We start from the raw sequence: 19,177 nt of genomic DNA on the forward strand, positions 1-19,177 counted from the left end.
AGGCGAATGAGTATTCTTAAATAGCGAGGAGGGACGGACGTTTAGTCCTATGAAATGGAGAAGAATTGGTATGTAGTCCATACTTATTCAGGATACGAGAATAAGGTAAAAGCGAACCTTGAGAAGCGTGTTGAAACGATGGGGATGCAAGATAAGATCTTCCGCGTGATCGTGCCTGAAGAAGAAGAGACGGATTTTAAGAACGGCAAGAAGAAAGTAATTAAGAAGAAGGTATTTCCCGGTTATGTGATCGTGGAAATCGTCATGACGGATGATTCTTGGTATGTTGTCCGTAACACACCTGGAGTGACCGGTTTCGTCGGTTCATCAGGCTCAGGATCAAAACCTACACCATTATTGCCGGAAGAAGTAACAAACCTTCTGAAACAAATGGGCATGACAGAGAAAAAGGTAGAGATCGACTTCGAATTAGGAGAAACAGTAAGGGTGAACGAAGGTCCGTTTGCGAACTTCACCGGCTCGATCGAAGAGATTGACAATGCTAAAGCAAAAGTGAAGGTACACGTTAATATGTTTGGTAGAGATACCCCGGTAGAACTGGATTTCTCCCAAATTGATAAATTATAATGGAAAAGAACTTGAAATCATTCTGAAAAAATGGTACTATTTCATAAGTCAGTGCGTCTCCACAAAGAGATACTGAACCTAATAGACGTTCTTTATGTTGATAAAGACATTTTTTACATTTGAGTGGGAGGGTGAAAAACCCAATAACCACATCACGGACTTAAGGAGGTGTGTCTCGTGGCTAAAAAAGTTATCAAAATGGTTAAATTGCAGATTCCTGCCGGTAAAGCTAATCCAGCTCCACCAGTTGGTCCTGCACTAGGTCAAGCAGGTGTTAACATCATGGGATTCTGTAAGGAATTCAATGCTCGTACAGCAGATCAAGCTGGCTTAATCATTCCTGTTGAAATCACGGTATTTGAAGACCGTTCATTTACATTCATCACAAAAACTCCACCCGCTGCTGTTCTTCTTAAGAAAGCTGCAGGTATCGAGTCTGGTTCAGGCGAACCAAACAGCAAGAAAGTGGCAACACTTAAACGCGATAAAGTACGTGAAATTGCTGAAACAAAAATGCCTGACTTAAATGCAGCTAGTGTTGAATCAGCTATGCGCATGGTAGAAGGAACTGCACGCAGCATGGGTATCGTCATCGAAGACTAATCCCTGCTTCGTTAAAGTAGAGGTTCCTGTTGAACGAGGTTGCGATGATGAAATGTACGTTTCACTCGCAACCTTATTTCGTGGGAGGTTATTCCGCTAAAACCACATATAGGAGGAAATTTATAATGGCTAAAAAAGGTAAAAAGTTTCTTGAAGCTCAAAAGCTTGTAGATCGTACTACAGCTTATTCAGTGGAAGAAGCAATCGAACTAGTTAAGAAAACAAACTTCGCTAAGTTTGACGCAACGATTGAAGTAGCGTTCCGCTTAGGTGTAGATACTCGTAAAAACGACCAGCAAATCCGTGGAGCAGTTGTACTTCCTCATGGAACTGGTAAAACTCAAAAGGTTCTTGTATTCGCTAAAGGAGATAAAGCAAAAGAAGCAGAAGCTGCTGGCGCTGATTTCGTAGGTGATGCAGAACTGATCAACAAGATCAACCAAGGTTGGTTCGAGTTCGACGTAATCGTTGCAACTCCAGATATGATGGGTGAAGTTGGTAAACTTGGTCGCGTATTGGGACCTAAAGGTTTAATGCCAAACCCTAAAACTGGAACAGTGACATTCGACGTAACGAAAGCCGTTAATGAAATCAAAGCTGGTAAAGTTGAATACCGTGCTGACAAATCAGGTAACGTTCACGTTCCTGTTGGAAAGATTTCATTCGACAACGAAAAGCTTGTTGAAAACTTTGCTACAATGTATGAAACAATGCTTAAAGTTAAACCTGCTGCTGCAAAAGGAACTTACATGAAAAATGTTTCTGTAACTTCTACAATGGGACCTGGCGTTAAAGTCGATCCTTCCACTTTCGCAGTTAAGGCATAATTTGGTATTGACTTACTAGGAACTAGTGATTATAATTAGTTCTGTTGTTAAAAAACGAATACATTTGTACCGTAGACAGTAGGGGCTCATGACGAGCTTAATATCCTGCCGAGGTAATTGCGATAAAATAACCGCTTATAGCGTGTTTGCAATGCCCTTATGTCTACCTTGATATAAGGGCATTTTTTATTGGATGACGGTATAAATGTTCATCAGTCAATCTACAGGAGGTGTAATGATGAGCAGCATTCTAGATCAAAAGAAACACATCGTTGGAGAAATCTCTGACAAGCTAAAAAACAGTGTATCTACAATCGTTGTAGATTACCGTGGCCTAGACGTTTCCGAAGTAACTGAACTTCGTAAACAACTTCGTGAAGCTGGCATCGAGTTCAAAGTGTACAAAAACACTATGGTACGTCGTGCAGCAGAAGAAGCTGGTCTTGAAGGGTTAAACGAATTCTTAACTGGTCCTAACGCAATCGCGTTCAGTTCAGAAGAAGTAGTTGCACCTGCAAAGATCCTTAACAGCTTCGCTAAAGAACACGAAGCACTTGAAATCAAAACGGGTGTCATCGAAGGAACGATCACTTCAGTTGAGGATGTTAAAGCAATCGCTGAACTTCCAAACCGCGAAGGACTTCTTTCTATGCTACTCAGCGTGCTACAAGCACCAATGCGCAACTTCGCGTTGGCAACAAAAGCCGTTGCAGATCAAAAAGAAGAGCAAGGCGCGTAAGCTAAAGCAAGTCGTTTAAATAAAAAATTAAGCAAACATCACAAGGAGGAAATTTAAAATGAGTAAAGAGCAAATCATTGACGCGATTAAAGAAATGTCAGTTCTTGAACTAAATGATCTAGTTAAAGCAATCGAAGAAGAATTCGGAGTAACTGCTGCTGCACCTGTAGCTGCTGCTGCTGGTGGCGCTGACGCTGCTGCAGAACAAACTGAATTCGACGTAATCCTTGAGAGCGCTGGTTCTCAAAAAATCAAGGTTATCAAAGTTGTTCGTGAAATCACAGGTCTTGGCCTTAAAGAAGCGAAAGAAATGGTTGATAACACTCCTAAAGCTCTTAAAGAAGGTATTTCTAAAGAGGAAGCTGAAGAACTTAAAGCTAAACTTGAAGAAGTTGGAGCTGGCGTAGAAGTTAAGTAATGATTGTATAGATGAAAAGCTCGCTATATTTGGCGGGCTTTTTTCTTGTCTGGCATCTATCTTTACCCGATTTTGGAAGAGATGGTTACCATGAGGATCTATCAATGGATGGAGATGATATAATGACCAATCACTATTATTCCCGTAACCCCGATGTGGAAAGTAACCCGGGTATGATTGCCTTTGAATTAAGGGGACAGACATTCCGTTTTAAAACAGACCAGGGCGTCTTCTCAAAAAAGGAAGTGGACTTCGGTTCAAGAGCCTTGATTGAATCGTTTGAATTACCTGATGTAAAGGGGCCGATACTTGATGTTGGCTGCGGTTATGGCCCGGTCGGATTATCCTTGGCCAAAGACTTTGGTGATCGGATGGTCCACATGATCGATGTAAACGAGAGGGCTCTATCTTTAGCGAAAGAAAATGCTGGAGTAAATAAAGTTCAAAACGTTAAAGTCTATCAAAGTGACCGGTATACCAATGTAGTTGAAAAGGGATTTGCCGCTATTTTAACGAACCCTCCGATACGAGCAGGGAAAGAAACGGTTCATTCGATTCTTGAGAGTAGTTACGAACATCTGACGGAACGAGGAGAATTGTGGGTCGTTATTCAGAAAAAGCAAGGTGCTCCCTCTGCGATGGAGAAAATGGAAAAAATCTTTTCGAATGTAGAAATCGTCATCAGAAAAAAGGGATACTACATCTTGAAATCGGTAAAAGAAATCCGTTGACGTAGCTTAACTGCTATGATAACATTATAAAATGCAAAAATATTATTTTCCGGTATTATGTCCATATGTATACATGTTGGATAAATTGGAAAAGATTATAAAATAATAGTTCGTCATATGAAAATGAGGTTTTATCATTAAAACCCTTTTTCTTTTTGTCTTGTGTAGAGTAGTAATCCTACTTTAAGGCATATAGACACAACCAAAACGCTTGATTTGAGGGGTGAATCAGTTGACAGGTCAACTAGTTCAGTATGGACGACACCGCCAACGCAGAAGTTTTGCGCGTATCAGTGAAGTTTTAGAATTACCGAATTTAATCGAAATTCAAACTTCCTCGTATCAATGGTTTCTTGATGAGGGGTTAAGAGAAATGTTCCGTGACATTTCTCCGATTGAGGACTTCACTGGTAATCTCTCTTTGGAATTTATTGATTATAGTCTGGGAGAGCCAAAGTACTCGGTGGAAGAATCAAAGGAAAGAGATGTTACTTACTCTGCACCGCTTAGAGTAAAAGTCCGTCTTGTGAACAAGGAAACAGGAGAAGTGAAAGATCAAGACGTATTTATGGGTGATTTCCCATTAATGACAGACACAGGTACGTTTGTCATCAATGGTGCTGAGCGCGTTATCGTATCTCAGCTAGTGCGTTCCCCTAGTGTTTACTTTAGCGGAAAAGTAGATAAAAACGGAAAGAAAGGGTTTACTGCTACCGTTATACCAAACCGCGGAGCTTGGCTTGAGTATGAAACAGATGCAAAAGATGTTGTATATGTGCGAATTGATCGAACTCGCAAACTACCGGTAACGGTTCTTTTACGTGCCCTTGGGTTTGGCTCTGATCAAGAAATCATCGATTTGATCGGTGATAATGAGTACATTCGTAACACGCTCGAGAAAGACAACACGGAAGGTATCGACAAGGCATTGCTCGAGATTTATGAGCGTCTGCGTCCGGGAGAGCCTCCTACAGTAGAAAATGCAAAAAGTTTACTCGTTTCTCGTTTCTTTGATCCTAAGCGTTATGACTTAGCAAACGTTGGACGTTACAAAATGAACAAAAAGCTTCACATTAAGAATCGTTTATTCGGTCAAACTCTAGCAGAAACTCTAGCAGATCCGGAAACGGGCGAGATTCTGGCAGAGAAAGGCACGGTTCTTGACCGTCGCGCCCTGGATAAGGTCATCCCTTATTTAGAAAACGGCATTGGTTTCAAAAACTACCAACAGTCCGGCGGCGTATTAGAAGAAGACGTAGTTCTTCAATCTATCAAAATCTATTCTCCTAACGAAGAGGGAGATTTTGAAATCAACGTAATCAGCAACGCGTATGTTGAAGAAGAGGTTAAGTACATTACACCTGCTGATATCATCTCTTCCATTTCTTACTTCTTTAACTTGTTACATGGAGTAGGACTGACAGATGATATTGACCATTTAGGTAACCGTCGTTTACGTTCGGTTGGTGAATTGCTACAGAACCAATTCCGTATCGGTTTATCACGTATGGAGCGTGTGGTCCGTGAAAGAATGTCCATTCAGGACACGAACACGATCACTCCTCAACAACTGATCAACATCCGTCCTGTTATTGCATCCATTAAAGAGTTCTTTGGAAGCTCTCAATTGTCTCAATTCATGGATCAAACGAATCCTCTTGCAGAATTAACGCACAAACGCCGTCTTTCTGCTTTAGGGCCCGGTGGATTAACGCGTGAACGTGCTGGATTCGAAGTACGTGACGTCCATTATTCCCACTATGGCCGTATGTGTCCGATTGAAACACCTGAGGGTCCGAACATCGGACTGATCAACTCACTTTCCTCCTTTGCGAAGGTGAATAAATTCGGCTTTATCGAAACGCCGTATCGTCGTGTCGACCCCGATACCGGGAAAGTAACCGATCGCATCGATTACTTGACGGCAGACGAAGAAGATAACTATGTAGTGGCACAGGCGAACGCACGTCTTGGAGACGACGGTGCATTCCTTGATGAAGAAGTCATCTCCCGTTTCCGCGGTGAGAACACGGTCATCAAGCGTGAACGTCTCGACTACATGGATGTATCTCCTAAACAAGTAGTATCAGCTGCGACAGCATGTATCCCGTTCTTAGAGAACGATGACTCCAACCGTGCTCTAATGGGAGCGAACATGCAGCGTCAAGCAGTACCTTTGATGAATCCGGAATCACCGATCGTCGGAACGGGTATGGAACACGTATCTGCGAAAGACTCCGGTGCAGCTGTGATCTGTAAATACGAAGGTATTGTGGAGAAGGTTGAAGCGAAACAAGTTTGGGTGCGTCGTGTGAAAGAAATCGACGGTCAGGAAGTAAAAGGTGACCTCGATAAGTATCGTATGCAGAAATTCATCCGTTCTAACCAAGGTACATGTTACAACCAGCGTCCAATCGTAAGTGAAGGCGACCGTGTAGTAAAAGGTGAAATCCTTGCTGATGGCCCTTCAATGGAAAAAGGTGAGTTAGCCTTGGGACGTAACGTCATGGTTGGATTCATGACTTGGGACGGTTACAACTATGAAGATGCGATCATCATGAGTGAGCGTCTTGTAAAAGACGATGTCTATACTTCTATTCATATTGAAGAATATGAGTCAGAATCCCGTGATACGAAATTGGGACCTGAAGAAATCACTCGTGATATTCCTAACGTTGGTGAAGATGCACTTCGCAATCTTGATGAGCGTGGAATCATCCGTATCGGTGCTGAAGTAAAAGATGGCGACCTGCTTGTTGGTAAAGTAACGCCTAAAGGTGTAACGGAACTGACAGCTGAAGAGCGTCTATTACATGCAATCTTCGGTGAGAAGGCCCGTGAAGTCCGGGATACATCCCTTCGCGTACCACACGGTGGCGGCGGAATCATCCTTGATGTAAAAGTCTTCAACCGTGAAGATGGCGATGAATTACCACCAGGTGTGAACCAGCTTGTACGTGTATACATCGTTCAGAAACGTAAGATCTCTGAAGGTGACAAAATGGCTGGTCGTCACGGTAACAAAGGTGTTATCTCAAGAATCCTTCCTGAAGAAGACATGCCGTTCTTACCAGACGGCACACCAATCGATATCATGCTTAACCCACTAGGGGTACCATCACGTATGAATATCGGTCAGGTGCTTGAGCTTCACTTGGGAATGGCAGCAAGATACCTCGGCATTCATGTCGCTTCACCAGTATTTGATGGAGCACGTGAGGAAGATGTATGGGCAACAATTGAAGAAGCAGGTATGGCACGCGATGCCAAAACCGTTCTTTACGATGGTAGAACGGGTGAACCGTTTGATAACCGTGTATCAGTTGGAATCATGTATATGATCAAACTTGCTCATATGGTTGATGACAAACTTCACGCACGTTCAACCGGACCTTATTCACTTGTTACGCAACAGCCACTCGGTGGTAAAGCCCAATTCGGTGGACAGCGTTTCGGTGAGATGGAGGTATGGGCACTTGAAGCTTATGGTGCTGCTTACACTCTACAAGAAATTCTTACAGTTAAGTCCGATGACGTTGTGGGCCGTGTGAAAACATACGAAGCCATCGTCAAGGGTGAAAACGTTCCTGAACCTGGTGTTCCGGAATCATTCAAAGTTCTGATCAAAGAGCTTCAAAGTTTAGGTATGGATGTTAAGATCCTCTCTAGTAACGAAGAAGAAATCGAAATGCGGGACTTAGAGGACGAAGAAGAAGTACAACAAGCAGACACGCTAAATATCTCTGAATCTAATGCACAAGAATCCGAGACAGTAGGGTCTAAAGAATAAATTTAGAGCAATTAGGGTTAGAGCCTGTAGATTAAAAGGGAGGTAGGCCCCTTGCTAGATGTAAATAATTTTGAGTATATGAAAATTGGTTTAGCTTCTCCCGATAAGATCCGTTCATGGTCTTTCGGGGAAGTTAAAAAGCCCGAGACGATTAACTATCGTACGTTAAAACCAGAAAAAGATGGTTTGTTCTGTGAACGTATTTTCGGTCCTACGAAGGACTGGGAATGTCATTGTGGTAAATACAAGCGTGTCCGTTATAAAGGCGTCGTTTGTGACCGCTGTGGTGTCGAAGTAACAAAGGCTAAAGTTCGTCGTGAACGTATGGGTCACATTGAACTTGCCGCACCTGTTTCTCACATCTGGTACTTCAAAGGAATCCCAAGCCGTATGGGTCTTGTTTTAGACATGTCCCCGCGTGCTTTGGAAGAAGTCATCTATTTCGCTTCCTATGTTGTAACGGAACCAGGTGACACGGCTCTTGAAAGAAAACAACTTCTTTCTGAAAAAGAATACCGTGCATACCGTGAGAAGTACGGAGTGAAATTCCAAGCTGCAATGGGAGCGGAAGCCATTAAAAAGCTTCTGCAGGACATTGACCTGGATAAAGAAGCTGATTTCTTGAAAGAAGAACTGAAAACAGCTCAAGGTCAGCGCCGTACCCGTGCAATCAAACGATTGGAAGTAGTGGAATCTTTCAGAAACTCAGGGAATGATCCGGACTGGATGATCCTTGATGTTCTTCCTGTCATTCCTCCAGAGCTTCGCCCAATGGTTCAACTTGACGGTGGACGCTTTGCGACTTCTGACCTGAATGATTTATACCGTCGTGTTATTAACCGTAATAACCGTCTTAAGCGTTTATTGGACCTTGGTGCCCCAAGCATCATCGTTCAAAATGAGAAGCGTATGCTACAAGAAGCGGTTGATGCTTTAATTGATAATGGTCGTCGTGGCCGTCCAGTTACTGGACCGGGTAACCGTCCGTTAAAATCCCTTTCACATATGCTTAAAGGGAAGCAAGGTCGTTTCCGTCAGAACCTTCTTGGTAAACGTGTTGACTACTCCGGCCGTTCTGTAATCGTTGTTGGACCTAACCTTAAGATGTATCAATGTGGTCTTCCTAAGGAAATGGCTCTTGAGTTATTCAAACCATTCGTTATGAAAGAACTCGTTGAAAAAGGATTGGCTCACAACATCAAGAGTGCCAAGCGCAAGATTGAACGCGTCCAGCCGGAAGTATGGGATGTATTAGAAGGCGTCATCAAAGAACATCCGGTACTGTTAAACCGTGCACCTACACTTCACAGACTTGGTATTCAAGCATTTGAACCAACGCTTGTCGAAGGTAGAGCGATCCGTCTTCACCCACTTGTATGTACAGCATACAACGCGGATTTTGATGGTGACCAAATGGCGGTTCACGTACCACTATCTTCTGAAGCTCAAGCTGAAGCGCGCATGCTCATGCTTGCTGCCCAAAACATCCTAAATCCGAAAGACGGTAAACCTGTTGTTACACCGTCCCAGGATATGGTATTAGGTAACTATTACCTGACACTTGAACGTGAAAATGCTGTTGGTGAAGGTATGATCTTCAATGATGCGAATGAAGTCATCCTTGCATATCAAAATGGTTATGTACACTTGCATACCCGTATTGCGATCCATGCAAGCACCATTAACAACAAAACGTTCACCGAGAAGCAAAACAAACAATTATTATTAACAACGGTAGGTAAAGTAATCTTCAACGAGATCTTACCTGATACATTCCCGTTCATCAACGAACCAACAAGAACGAACTTGGAAGTTGCGACTCCTGAGAACTACTTTGTTGATCCGTCAACGGACGTGAAGGAAGTATTCCAAAGCCGTGAGTTAATCAATCCGTTCAAAAAAGGTTTCTTAGGGAATATCATCGCGGAAGTGTTCAAGAAGTTTGCCATAACGGAAACGTCTCGTATGCTTGATAAGATGAAGGACCTTGGATTCAAATATTCTACAAAAGCCGGTATTACGGTGGGTATCGCAGATATCGTCGTACTAGCGGAAAAAGAAGAGATCTTGATCGAAGCGCAAAGTAAAGTAGACAACGTATTGAAACAATTCAAACGCGGTCTTATTACAGAAGATGAAAGATACGATCGTGTCATTTCCATCTGGAGTGCTGCGAAAGATACGATTCAAGGTAAGTTAATGGCAACATTGGATAAACGCAATCCGATCTTCATGATGAGTGACTCAGGTGCCCGTGGTAACGCATCTAACTTCACTCAGCTTGCCGGTATGCGTGGACTAATGGCCAACCCGGCTGGTCGTATCATCGAGTTACCGATCAAATCAAGTTTCCGTGAAGGTCTGACGGTTCTTGAGTACTTCATCTCTACCCATGGTGCCCGTAAAGGTCTTGCCGATACAGCACTGAAAACAGCTGACTCAGGTTACCTGACGCGTCGACTCGTTGACGTTGCACAGGACGTTATCGTTCGTGAGGAAGACTGTGGAACGGACAGAGGCTTACTTGTAGGCTCCATTAAAGAGGGTACGGAAATCATCGAACCTCTTGAAGAACGTTTACTCGGTCGTTATTCACGTAAGACATTACGTCACCCTGAAACAGATGAAATCATCATTACAGAAAACCAGCTGATCACAGAAGACTTGGCTAAGACGATCATTGACGCTGGCGTCGAACATGTTTCGATCCGTTCTGCCTTCACATGTAACACACGACACGGTGTGTGTGAAAAATGTTACGGAACGAACCTTGCGACAGGTCAAAAAGTCGAAGTTGGGGAAGCTGTCGGTATCATCGCTGCTCAATCCATCGGGGAACCGGGTACTCAGTTAACGATGCGTACGTTCCATACAGGTGGGGTAGCAGGAGACGATATCACTCAAGGTTTACCGCGTATCCAAGAGATCTTCGAGGCGCGTAATCCTAAAGGTCAAGCTGTCATCTCTGAAATCGATGGTGTGATCACTTCAATCAGTGAAGGAAAAGATCGTCAGTACGAAATTACCGTACAAGGTGATGTGGAAACGAGAAGTTACACAGCTCCTTACACAGCGCGCTTGAAGTTCGCTGTAAACGATAAGGTCGCACGAGGTCAGGAAATCACTGAAGGTTCGATCGATCCGAAAGAACTTCTTAAAGTCCGTGATGTGTCTGCCGTTCAAGAATACTTGCTACGCGAAGTACAAAAGGTATATCGTATGCAAGGGGTTGAAATCGGCGACAAACACGTTGAGGTCATGGTCCGTCAAATGTTACGTAAAGTCCGCGTCATCGATGCTGGTGAATCTGAAGTACTACCAGGTACTCTTATGGATATCCACCAATTCAGAGATGCGAACGAGAAAGCATTGTTCGGCGGTAAGCTTCCGGCAACGGGACGCCCTGTTCTGCTCGGGATCACCAAAGCTTCACTTGAAACAGATTCCTTCTTATCCGCAGCATCATTCCAGGAAACAACTCGTGTGTTAACGGACGCTGCGATCAAAGGAAAACGTGATGAGTTACTAGGATTGAAAGAAAATGTTATCATCGGTAAGCTGGTTCCAGCAGGAACAGGTATGCAACGTTACCGTAAAGCAGAACCGGTTTTAGCAGAAGACACTAGTGAAGAAACAGTAACAGTAGAGTAATCTATTTAGGCTAACTCTTAGGCGGGTTTGATTGCTCAAACAACAGCTCTAAGAGTTAGCTTTTATAAATCTTTTAAATCTTTGTTGACATAGAGATTTTAAGATGATAATATATTCAAGGTTGCTCCTATTAATAACCTGTTACTTTGGAGGATATGAAATGTCTTATGAAAAAGTAGCGCAGGCTAAAGAAATTATTGTAGGAACAAAGCAAGCAGTGAAAGCTCTAAAAACAGGTCATGTACTCGAAGTTGTAATTGCGGATGATGCTGATCCCAAGGTTACATCAAAAGTAGTCCAGGCCGCGATTGATCTTAATGTACCGGTTAACAAAGTGGATTCAATGAAGAAACTTGGTAAATCGTGCGGAATAGATGTTGGAGCAGCAGCTGTTGCGATTATACAGTAAAATAGTTTTTGTAGAAGCGATCTACAAAAACTTTACTTTTACCCAAAAAAGAACCACCTGGATGTGTGGGCTTACCAAATAAGAAGGGAGGAAAACAAAATGCCAACTATTAACCAATTAGTTCGCAAGCCTCGTCAGTCAAAATCAACTAAATCAAAGTCACCAGCTCTTAACAAAGGTTATAACAGCTTTAAGAAGGTGCACACGAACTTGTCTTCTCCACAAAAACGTGGTGTATGTACTCGTGTTGGTACAATGACTCCAAAGAAACCGAACTCGGCGCTACGTAAATATGCACGTGTTCGTTTGACAAATGGAATCGAGGTTACTGCTTACATCCCTGGTATCGGACACAACCTTCAAGAGCACAGTGTTGTTCTTATCCGTGGAGGACGTGTAAAGGATTTACCGGGAGTACGTTATCACATCGTACGTGGTGCGCTTGATACAGCTGGAGTTGACGGCCGTATGCAAGGACGTTCTAAATACGGAACTAAGCGCCCTAAAGCAGCTAAAAAATAATAAAACAACTATAAATTCATTTCTCGTTGAAAGGAGGAAATCACATGCCACGTAAAGGTCCTGTAGCAAAAAGAGACGTTTTACCTGATCCAATGTACAATTCTAAACTAGTTACTCGTTTAATCAACAAAATCATGATTGACGGTAAAAGAGGTAAAGCTCAAAAGAAATTATACGCAGCGTTTGATATCATTAGCGAGCGTTCAGGTAAAGATGCAATGGAAGTATTCGATGCAGCTCTAAAAAATATCATGCCGGTATTAGAAGTTAAAGCTCGTCGTGTAGGTGGTTCAAACTATCAAGTACCTGTAGAGGTGCGTCCAGAGCGTCGTACTACATTAGGTCTTCGTTGGTTAGTAAACTACTCTCGTCTTCGCGGTGAGAAGACAATGGAAGAGCGTTTAGCTAACGAAATCCTTGATGCAGCTAACAACACTGGAGCTTCTGTCAAGAAGCGTGAAGATACACACAAGATGGCTGAAGCGAACAAAGCGTTTGCTCACTATCGTTGGTAATCTGACCTTAATCAAACAAATCATTCTTATATAAGGAAGGAGAAAGACCGCATGCCTAGAGAGTTCTCCTTAGAAAACACTCGTAATATCGGTATCATGGCTCACATCGATGCCGGTAAAACAACTGCAACTGAGCGTATCCTATTTTATACAGGTCGTATCCATAAAATTGGAGAAACTCACGAAGGTGCTTCTCAAATGGACTGGATGGAGCAAGAGCAAGAACGTGGTATCACTATCACTTCTGCTGCGACAACAGCTCAATGGAAAGGCCATCGTATCAACATCATCGATACACCGGGTCACGTAGACTTCACTGTTGAAGTTGAACGTTCCCTGCGCGTACTTGATGGTGCAGTAGCAGTACTTGATGCTCAATCTGGTGTTGAGCCTCAAACTGAAACTGTTTGGCGCCAAGCAACTACTTACGGGGTTCCCCGTGTAGTGTTCGTTAACAAAATGGACAAAATCGGTGCTGACTTCCTTTACTCTGTAGGTACACTACATGAGCGTCTACAAGCTAATGCACATCCTATTCAGCTTCCAATCGGTGCTGAGGATGACTTCGAAGGAATCATCGACTTAGTAGAAATGAAAGCATATTTCTATGAAGATGACCTTGGAACTCGCGCAGAAGCTCGTGACATTCCTGAAGAGTACAAAGATCAAGCTGAAGAATACCGCGGAAAATTAATTGAAGCTGTATCTGAACTTGATGAAGAGCTTATGATGAAGTACTTAGAAGGTGAAGAGCTTTCTAACGAAGAAATCAAAGCTGCTATCCGTGCGGCTACACTAACTGTCGAGTTCTACCCGGTAGTATGTGGATCTGCATTCAAAAACAAAGGGGTTCAATTACTAATTGACTCAGTTATCGATTATCTTCCAGCACCAACAGATGTTGAAGATATCAAAGGTTTTGTACCTGATACAGAAGAAGAAGTAACTCGTCCATCTGCTGACGATGCTCCATTCTCTGCATTAGCGTTCAAAGTTGCAACTGACCCTTATGTTGGTAAATTAACATTCTTCCGTGTGTACTCAGGAACATTAGATTCTGGTTCATACGTAAGAAACTCTTCTAAAGGTAAACGTGAGCGCGTAGGACGTATCCTGCAAATGCACGCTAACTCCCGTGAAGAGATCTCTACTGTATACGCTGGAGACATTGCAGCAGCTGTTGGTCTTAAAGATACTTCTACTGGAGATACACTATGTGATGAAAAGAGCCTTGTTATCTTAGAATCAATGGTATTCCCAGAGCCGGTTATCTCTTTATCTGTTGAGCCTAAGTCAAAGGCTGACCAAGATAAAATGACTACTGCTCTACAAAAACTTCAAGAGGAAGATCCAACATTCCGTGCGCATACTGATCAGGAAACTGGACAGGTTATCATCGCAGGTATGGGTGAGCTTCACTTAGATATCATCGTTGACCGTATGAGACGTGAATTCAAAGTAGAAGCAAACGTAGGTGCTCCTCAAGTATCTTACCGTGAGACTTTCCGTGATACGGCTAAAGTTGAAGGTAAGTTCGCCCGTCAATCTGGTGGACGTGGACAATTCGGACACGTTTGGATCGAATTCTCACCTAACGAAGAAGGTAAAGGATTCGAATTCGAGAACGGTATCGTCGGTGGTGTAGTTCCTCGTGAATACATCCCTGCTGTACAAGCCGGTCTATCTGACGCTTTAGAAAATGGTGTCTTAGCTGGTTTCCCACTTGTTGATGTTAAGGCAAGATTATTCGATGGTTCATACCATGACGTCGACTCCTCTGAAATGGCGTTCAAAATCGCTGCATCAATGGCCCTTAAGAATGCTGCTTCTAAATGTAAGCCAGTCATCCTTGAGCCAATGATGAAAGTTGAGGTTGTTATCCCTGAGGAATACCTTGGAGATATCATGGGTGACGTTACTTCCCGTCGTGGACGTGTAGAAGGTATGGAAGCACGCGGTAACGCTCAAGTCGTTAAAGCGTTCGTACCTCTATCTGAAATGTTTGGATATGCAACTTCATTACGTTCTAACACACAAGGACGTGGAACATACTCCATGCACTTCGATCACTACGAAGAAGTACCTAAATCGATTTCTGAAGAAATCATCAAAAAAAATAAAGGTGAATAATTGATTTATTCGCTTTTATAAAGTATAAATACTAATGTAAGCAATTGTTGTGTCAGAGAGGGTTTTTAACCGTCTCTGAGGCACCCAAAATATACTTATTTTCTTTAAAATCAAAGGAGGATTTTCAAATGGGTAAGGAAAAATTTGATCGTTCCAAGCAACATGCGAATATCGGTACAATCGGTCACGTTGACCATGGTAAAACAACTCTAACAGCTGCAATCACAACTACACTTCACAAGAAGTATGGTCGTGGAACTGCAATGGCTTATGACCAAATCGACGGTGCTCCAGAAGAAAGAGAACGTGGAATCACAATCTCTACTGCACACGTTGAGTACGAAACTGATACTCGTCACTATGCACACGTTGACTGCCCAGGACATGCTGACTATGTTAAGAACATGATCACTGGTGCAGCACAAATGGATGGTGGGATCCTAGTAGTATCTGCTGCTGACGGCCCAATGCCACAAACTCGTGAGCACATCCTTCTTTCTCGTCAAGTAGGTGTTCCATACCTAGTTGTATTCATGAACAAATGTGACATGGTAGACGACGAAGAACTACTTGAATTAGTAGAAATGGAAGTACGTGACCTTCTTTCTGAGTACGATTTCCCTGGCGATGACGTACCAGTAATCAAAGGTTCTGCTCTTAAAGCTCTTGAAGGAGATGCTGAGTGGGAAGCGAAAATCTTCGAACTTATGGAAGCTGTAGATAGCTACATCCCAACTCCAGAGCGTGACACTGACAAGCCATTCATGATGCCTGTTGAGGACGTATTCTCAATCACAGGTCGTGGAACAGTTGCTACTGGTCGTGTTGAGCGTGGACAAGTTAAAGTTGGAGACACTATCGACATCATCGGTCTTTCTGAAGAGCCTAAATCTACAACTGTTACAGGTGTAGAAATGTTCCGTAAGCTTCTTGACTATGCTGAAGCTGGAGACAACATCGGTGCACTACTTCGTGGTGTAGCTCGTGAAGATATCCAACGTGGACAAGTACTTGCTAAGCCAGGTACAATCACTCCACACACAAAGTTCAAAGCAGAAGTTTATGTTCTTTCTAAAGAAGAAGGTGGACGTCACACTCCATTCTTCACTAACTACCGCCCACAGTTCTACTTCCGTACAACTGACGTAACTGGTATCTGTAACCTTCCTGAAGGTGTAGAAATGGTTATGCCTGGCGATAACATCGAAATGACTGTTGAGCTTATCGCTCCAATCGCTATCGAAGAAGGTACTAAGTTCTCTATCCGTGAGGGTGGACGTACTGTAGGTGCTGGAGTAGTAGCTACAATCACTGAGTAATCATTGATATCAAAAACAGATGGACCTTGTGTCCATCTGTTTTTTTATGTTCATTTTTTGAGAAGGAAGATAATTGCCTTTACCGAACGAACTGAACCTAATCTTAAGATCAATATGGATTCAGTTTGTAACACCGCTGTTGATTTCCGGGCAAGACTTCGCTTTCCTCGGGCGGAAGGCGAGCCTCCTCGTCGCTGGCGCTCCTGCGGGGTCTCACCTATTCCGCTTTTCCCGTAGGAGTCTCCGTCTTGCCCTCCAATCAACAGCTAGCGACTGCAAACTATCTAATATATCCTTCCTAAATAACCATAAAAAAATGAATGACTTAGATAATGAACCAAGAAAGTTAAACGATACTTCTGTTTTTTCCTTATGCCAATCACTTTCATTTTTATAATGAAGAATCTAGATTCATCATTATTTTTACAAATTTCTTCTATATAAATGTAATGCACGAGCTCAATTAAGGCTATTGCACGAATTCTAACTTCCAACATACCTATAAGATTTTAGTGACTGTATTCTCTATACCAATAAATATAATACCCATTGTTGATTGCAACGGAAGGCAGTTCGACTCCTGCGGGAAATGTGGGACAGGTGAGACCCCGCAGGCGAAGCCGAGGAGGCTCACCGCCCACCCCGCGGAAAGCGAGCTGCCTGAAGTGGAAATCAACATGCACTCACTCATTTTGAAATGGTATTATCACTGGCTAATGGTCAATGCCATTATATTATTACCCGTTATATTAAATATTGTGAAAATACCACATAACCTTGAAAATATAACGGTTCGTTTGTATAATAGAGAAAGTGTGCAAAACATAAAGAAATTGCAAGAAACCCTTGCTTCTTCTGGGTGTTTTAGTTATAATAGACAATGTTGGTCTTTGACTGCGATGAAACAGAAGGTTGCTGACACACACGGCCGCTTTGCCATGGCGAGTGTGTGGGAAATTTCTGTGGAGAATGTCTATTCAAAAATAGGCGATAAAGGAGGGAAAATAATGGCAAAACAAAAGATTCGTATCCGTTTAAAGGCTTATGATCACAGAATCCTTGATCAATCAGCTGAGAAAATTGTTGAAACAGCAAAACGTTCTGGTGCGGCGGTTTCAGGACCGATCCCACTACCGACTGAAAAGTCTGTTTACACAATCCTACGTGCTGTGCACAAATACAAAGATTCTCGTGAGCAATTCGAAATGCGTACTCACAAACGCTTAATCGACATTGTAAATCCGACACCACAAACAGTTGATGCGCTTATGCGTTTAGACTTACCATCAGGTGTAGATATCGAAATCAAACTTTAATTCATAAAAACCATAATAATCAGGAGGTGTGACTAATGACCAAAGGAATCTTAGGAAGAAAGATTGGTATGACTCAAGTTTTCGCTGAAAACGGTGATCTTATCCCTGTAACTGTTATCGAGGCTGCTCAAAACGTGGTACTTCAAAAGAAATCTACAGACGTTGATGGCTACGAAGCTATCCAAGTAGGTTTTGAAGACAAACGTGAAAAGCTTTCTAACAAACCAGAGAGAGGCCACGTTGCTAAAGCTGAAACTGCTCCTAAGCGCTTCATCCGTGAAATCCGCGGTGTAAACGTAGAAGAGTACGAAGTTGGTCAAGAAGTCAAAGTTGATATTTTCGCTGCAGGCGAAATCGTAGATGTAACAGGAGTTTCAAAAGGTAAAGGTTTCCAAGGTGCTATCAAGCGTCACAACCAATCACGCGGACCTATGTCCCATGGTTCTCGTTACCACCGTCGTCCCGGTTCAATGGGTCCTGTTGATCCAAACCGTGTATTCAAAGGTAAATTACTACCTGGACGTATGGGCGGAGAGCAAATTACAATTCAAAACCTTGAAATTGTAAAAGTTGATGCTGAACGTAACCTTATCTTAGTTAAAGGTAATGTACCTGGACCTAAGAAACAACTGATCAAAGTAAAGTCAGCTATTAAAGCAAACTAATAGAACTTTTCAAGAAAGGAGGAAACAAGAATGCCGAAAGTAGCATTATTTAACCAAAGCGGTTCTAAAGTTGGTGATATCGAACTTAATGACACTGTTTTTGGTATTGAACCAAACACACACGTGATGACTGAAGCAGTATTGATGCAAAGAGCGTCTTTACGCCAAGGTAATCATAAAGTAAAAAATCGTTCTGAAGTACGTGGCGGTGGGCGTAAGCCTTGGCGTCAAAAAGGAACAGGTCGTGCTCGTCAAGGGTCAATCCGTTCTCCACAATGGCGCGGTGGTGGTACTGTATTTGGACCAGTTCCACGCAGCTACAGCTACAAACTTCCTAAGAAAGTTCGTCGCTTAGCGATTAAATCTGCACTTTCTTCTAAAGTTGTAGAAGAAAATATCTTAGTATTAGAAGCATTATCATTCGATGCTCCTAAAACAAAAGAATTTGCTAGCGTTCTAAAAGGTCTTTCTGTTGATTCTAAAACATTAGTAATCACTGACGGTCTTGACGAAAACGTAGCACTTTCAGCTCGTAACATCCCTGGTGTAACTGTTGTTACTGCAGAAGGAATTAGCGTTCTGGATGTATTAGGACATGACAAACTAGTGATGACTAAATCAGCTGTTGAAAAAGTAGAGGAGGTGCTCGCATAATGGATGTACGTGAAATCATTAAGCGCCCCGTAATTACAGAGGCTTCAACTGATCTTATGTCTGAGAAAAAGTATACTTTCGAAGTTGATACTAGAGCTAACAAGACTCAAGTAAAAGACGCCGTTCAAGCAATCTTTGACGTGAAAGTAGATAAAGTAAACATCATGAACTACAAAGGTAAGTTCAAGCGTATGGGTAAACACGCTGGTTACACTAACAAGCGTCGTAAAGCTATCGTTAAGCTTACTGCTGACAGTAAAGAAATCGAATTCTTTGAAGTATAAAATTCTTTAATTAAGA

The 19,177-nt window shown here is 42.6% G+C and carries 17 protein-coding genes and 1 other annotated feature; all 17 genes read left to right on the forward strand.

Features of this window, described 5'->3' with window-relative positions; all coding sequences use genetic code 11:
- Positions 1-54: 54 nt before the first annotated feature.
- A complete protein-coding gene (gene nusG, locus P8596_RS00655; RefSeq protein ID WP_034766009.1) occupies positions 55-588 on the forward strand; it encodes a transcription termination/antitermination protein NusG in 534 nt (177 codons plus the stop codon).
- Between the two features lie 177 nt (positions 589-765).
- Positions 766-1,191, forward strand: coding sequence for a 50S ribosomal protein L11 (gene rplK / locus P8596_RS00660; protein WP_032085258.1), 426 nt, complete (start codon positions 766-768; stop codon positions 1,189-1,191).
- A 125-nt stretch (positions 1,192-1,316) separates the two neighbouring features.
- Entirely contained in the window at positions 1,317-2,018 is a 702-nt protein-coding gene (rplA, locus tag P8596_RS00665; RefSeq protein ID WP_034766007.1) for a 50S ribosomal protein L1, read from the forward strand.
- Positions 2,019-2,069: 51 nt separating this feature from the next.
- Positions 2,070-2,214: a sequence feature (ribosomal protein L10 leader region), on the forward strand.
- Positions 2,215-2,256: 42 nt separating this feature from the next.
- On the forward strand, positions 2,257-2,757 hold the full coding sequence (gene rplJ / locus P8596_RS00670; RefSeq protein ID WP_034766005.1) for a 50S ribosomal protein L10: 501 nt from the start codon (positions 2,257-2,259) through the stop codon (positions 2,755-2,757).
- Positions 2,758-2,815: 58 nt separating this feature from the next.
- Complete coding sequence (gene rplL, locus P8596_RS00675; RefSeq protein ID WP_034766003.1) at positions 2,816-3,175, forward strand: 50S ribosomal protein L7/L12; 360 nt, start codon at positions 2,816-2,818, stop codon at positions 3,173-3,175.
- 122 nt (positions 3,176-3,297) lie between these two features.
- On the forward strand, positions 3,298-3,906 hold the full coding sequence (locus P8596_RS00680; RefSeq protein WP_061811079.1) for a class I SAM-dependent methyltransferase: 609 nt from the start codon (positions 3,298-3,300) through the stop codon (positions 3,904-3,906).
- 232 nt (positions 3,907-4,138) lie between these two features.
- The gene (gene rpoB, locus P8596_RS00685) at positions 4,139-7,696 is read left to right on the forward strand and encodes a DNA-directed RNA polymerase subunit beta (RefSeq protein WP_034766001.1); all 3,558 of its coding nucleotides are present in this window, start codon (positions 4,139-4,141) and stop codon (positions 7,694-7,696) included.
- A gap of 51 nt (positions 7,697-7,747) precedes the next feature.
- Entirely contained in the window at positions 7,748-11,347 is a 3,600-nt protein-coding gene (gene rpoC / locus P8596_RS00690) for a DNA-directed RNA polymerase subunit beta' (RefSeq protein WP_034765999.1), read from the forward strand.
- Between the two features lie 160 nt (positions 11,348-11,507).
- On the forward strand, positions 11,508-11,756 hold the full coding sequence (locus P8596_RS00695; RefSeq protein ID WP_279725500.1) for a 50S ribosomal protein L7ae-like protein: 249 nt from the start codon (positions 11,508-11,510) through the stop codon (positions 11,754-11,756).
- Positions 11,757-11,855: 99 nt separating this feature from the next.
- Positions 11,856-12,278 (forward strand): 30S ribosomal protein S12, encoded by a 423-nt coding sequence (gene rpsL / locus P8596_RS00700; protein ID WP_034765995.1) that lies wholly within the window; start codon positions 11,856-11,858, stop codon positions 12,276-12,278.
- A 44-nt stretch (positions 12,279-12,322) separates the two neighbouring features.
- Entirely contained in the window at positions 12,323-12,793 is a 471-nt protein-coding gene (gene rpsG / locus P8596_RS00705) for a 30S ribosomal protein S7 (protein ID WP_034765993.1), read from the forward strand.
- Between the two features lie 51 nt (positions 12,794-12,844).
- Positions 12,845-14,923, forward strand: coding sequence for an elongation factor G (fusA, locus tag P8596_RS00710; protein WP_034765991.1), 2,079 nt, complete (start codon positions 12,845-12,847; stop codon positions 14,921-14,923).
- Positions 14,924-15,051: 128 nt separating this feature from the next.
- Positions 15,052-16,242: an elongation factor Tu gene (tuf, locus tag P8596_RS00715; protein ID WP_034765989.1), complete on the forward strand. Its 1,191-nt coding sequence runs from the start codon at positions 15,052-15,054 to the stop codon at positions 16,240-16,242.
- 1,007 nt (positions 16,243-17,249) lie between these two features.
- Positions 17,250-17,558, forward strand: a complete 309-nt coding sequence (gene rpsJ / locus P8596_RS00720; RefSeq protein WP_007085291.1) for a 30S ribosomal protein S10 — start codon at positions 17,250-17,252, stop codon at positions 17,556-17,558.
- A 35-nt stretch (positions 17,559-17,593) separates the two neighbouring features.
- A complete protein-coding gene (gene rplC / locus P8596_RS00725) occupies positions 17,594-18,223 on the forward strand; it encodes a 50S ribosomal protein L3 (protein WP_060674124.1) in 630 nt (209 codons plus the stop codon).
- 30 nt (positions 18,224-18,253) lie between these two features.
- Positions 18,254-18,877 carry a 50S ribosomal protein L4 gene (gene rplD, locus P8596_RS00730; protein ID WP_034765984.1) on the forward strand — a complete coding sequence of 208 codons (624 nt, stop codon included), beginning with the start codon at positions 18,254-18,256 and terminating at the stop codon, positions 18,875-18,877.
- Entirely contained in the window at positions 18,877-19,161 is a 285-nt protein-coding gene (gene rplW, locus P8596_RS00735; protein WP_034765982.1) for a 50S ribosomal protein L23, read from the forward strand. The genes rplD and rplW overlap by 1 nt, the downstream gene beginning before the upstream one ends.
- Positions 19,162-19,177 lie beyond the last annotated feature (16 nt).

Origin of the sequence: Rossellomorea sp. DA94, assembly GCF_029834455.1 — a bacterium.
Classification (GTDB): domain Bacteria; phylum Bacillota; class Bacilli; order Bacillales; family Bacillaceae_B; genus Rossellomorea; species Rossellomorea vietnamensis.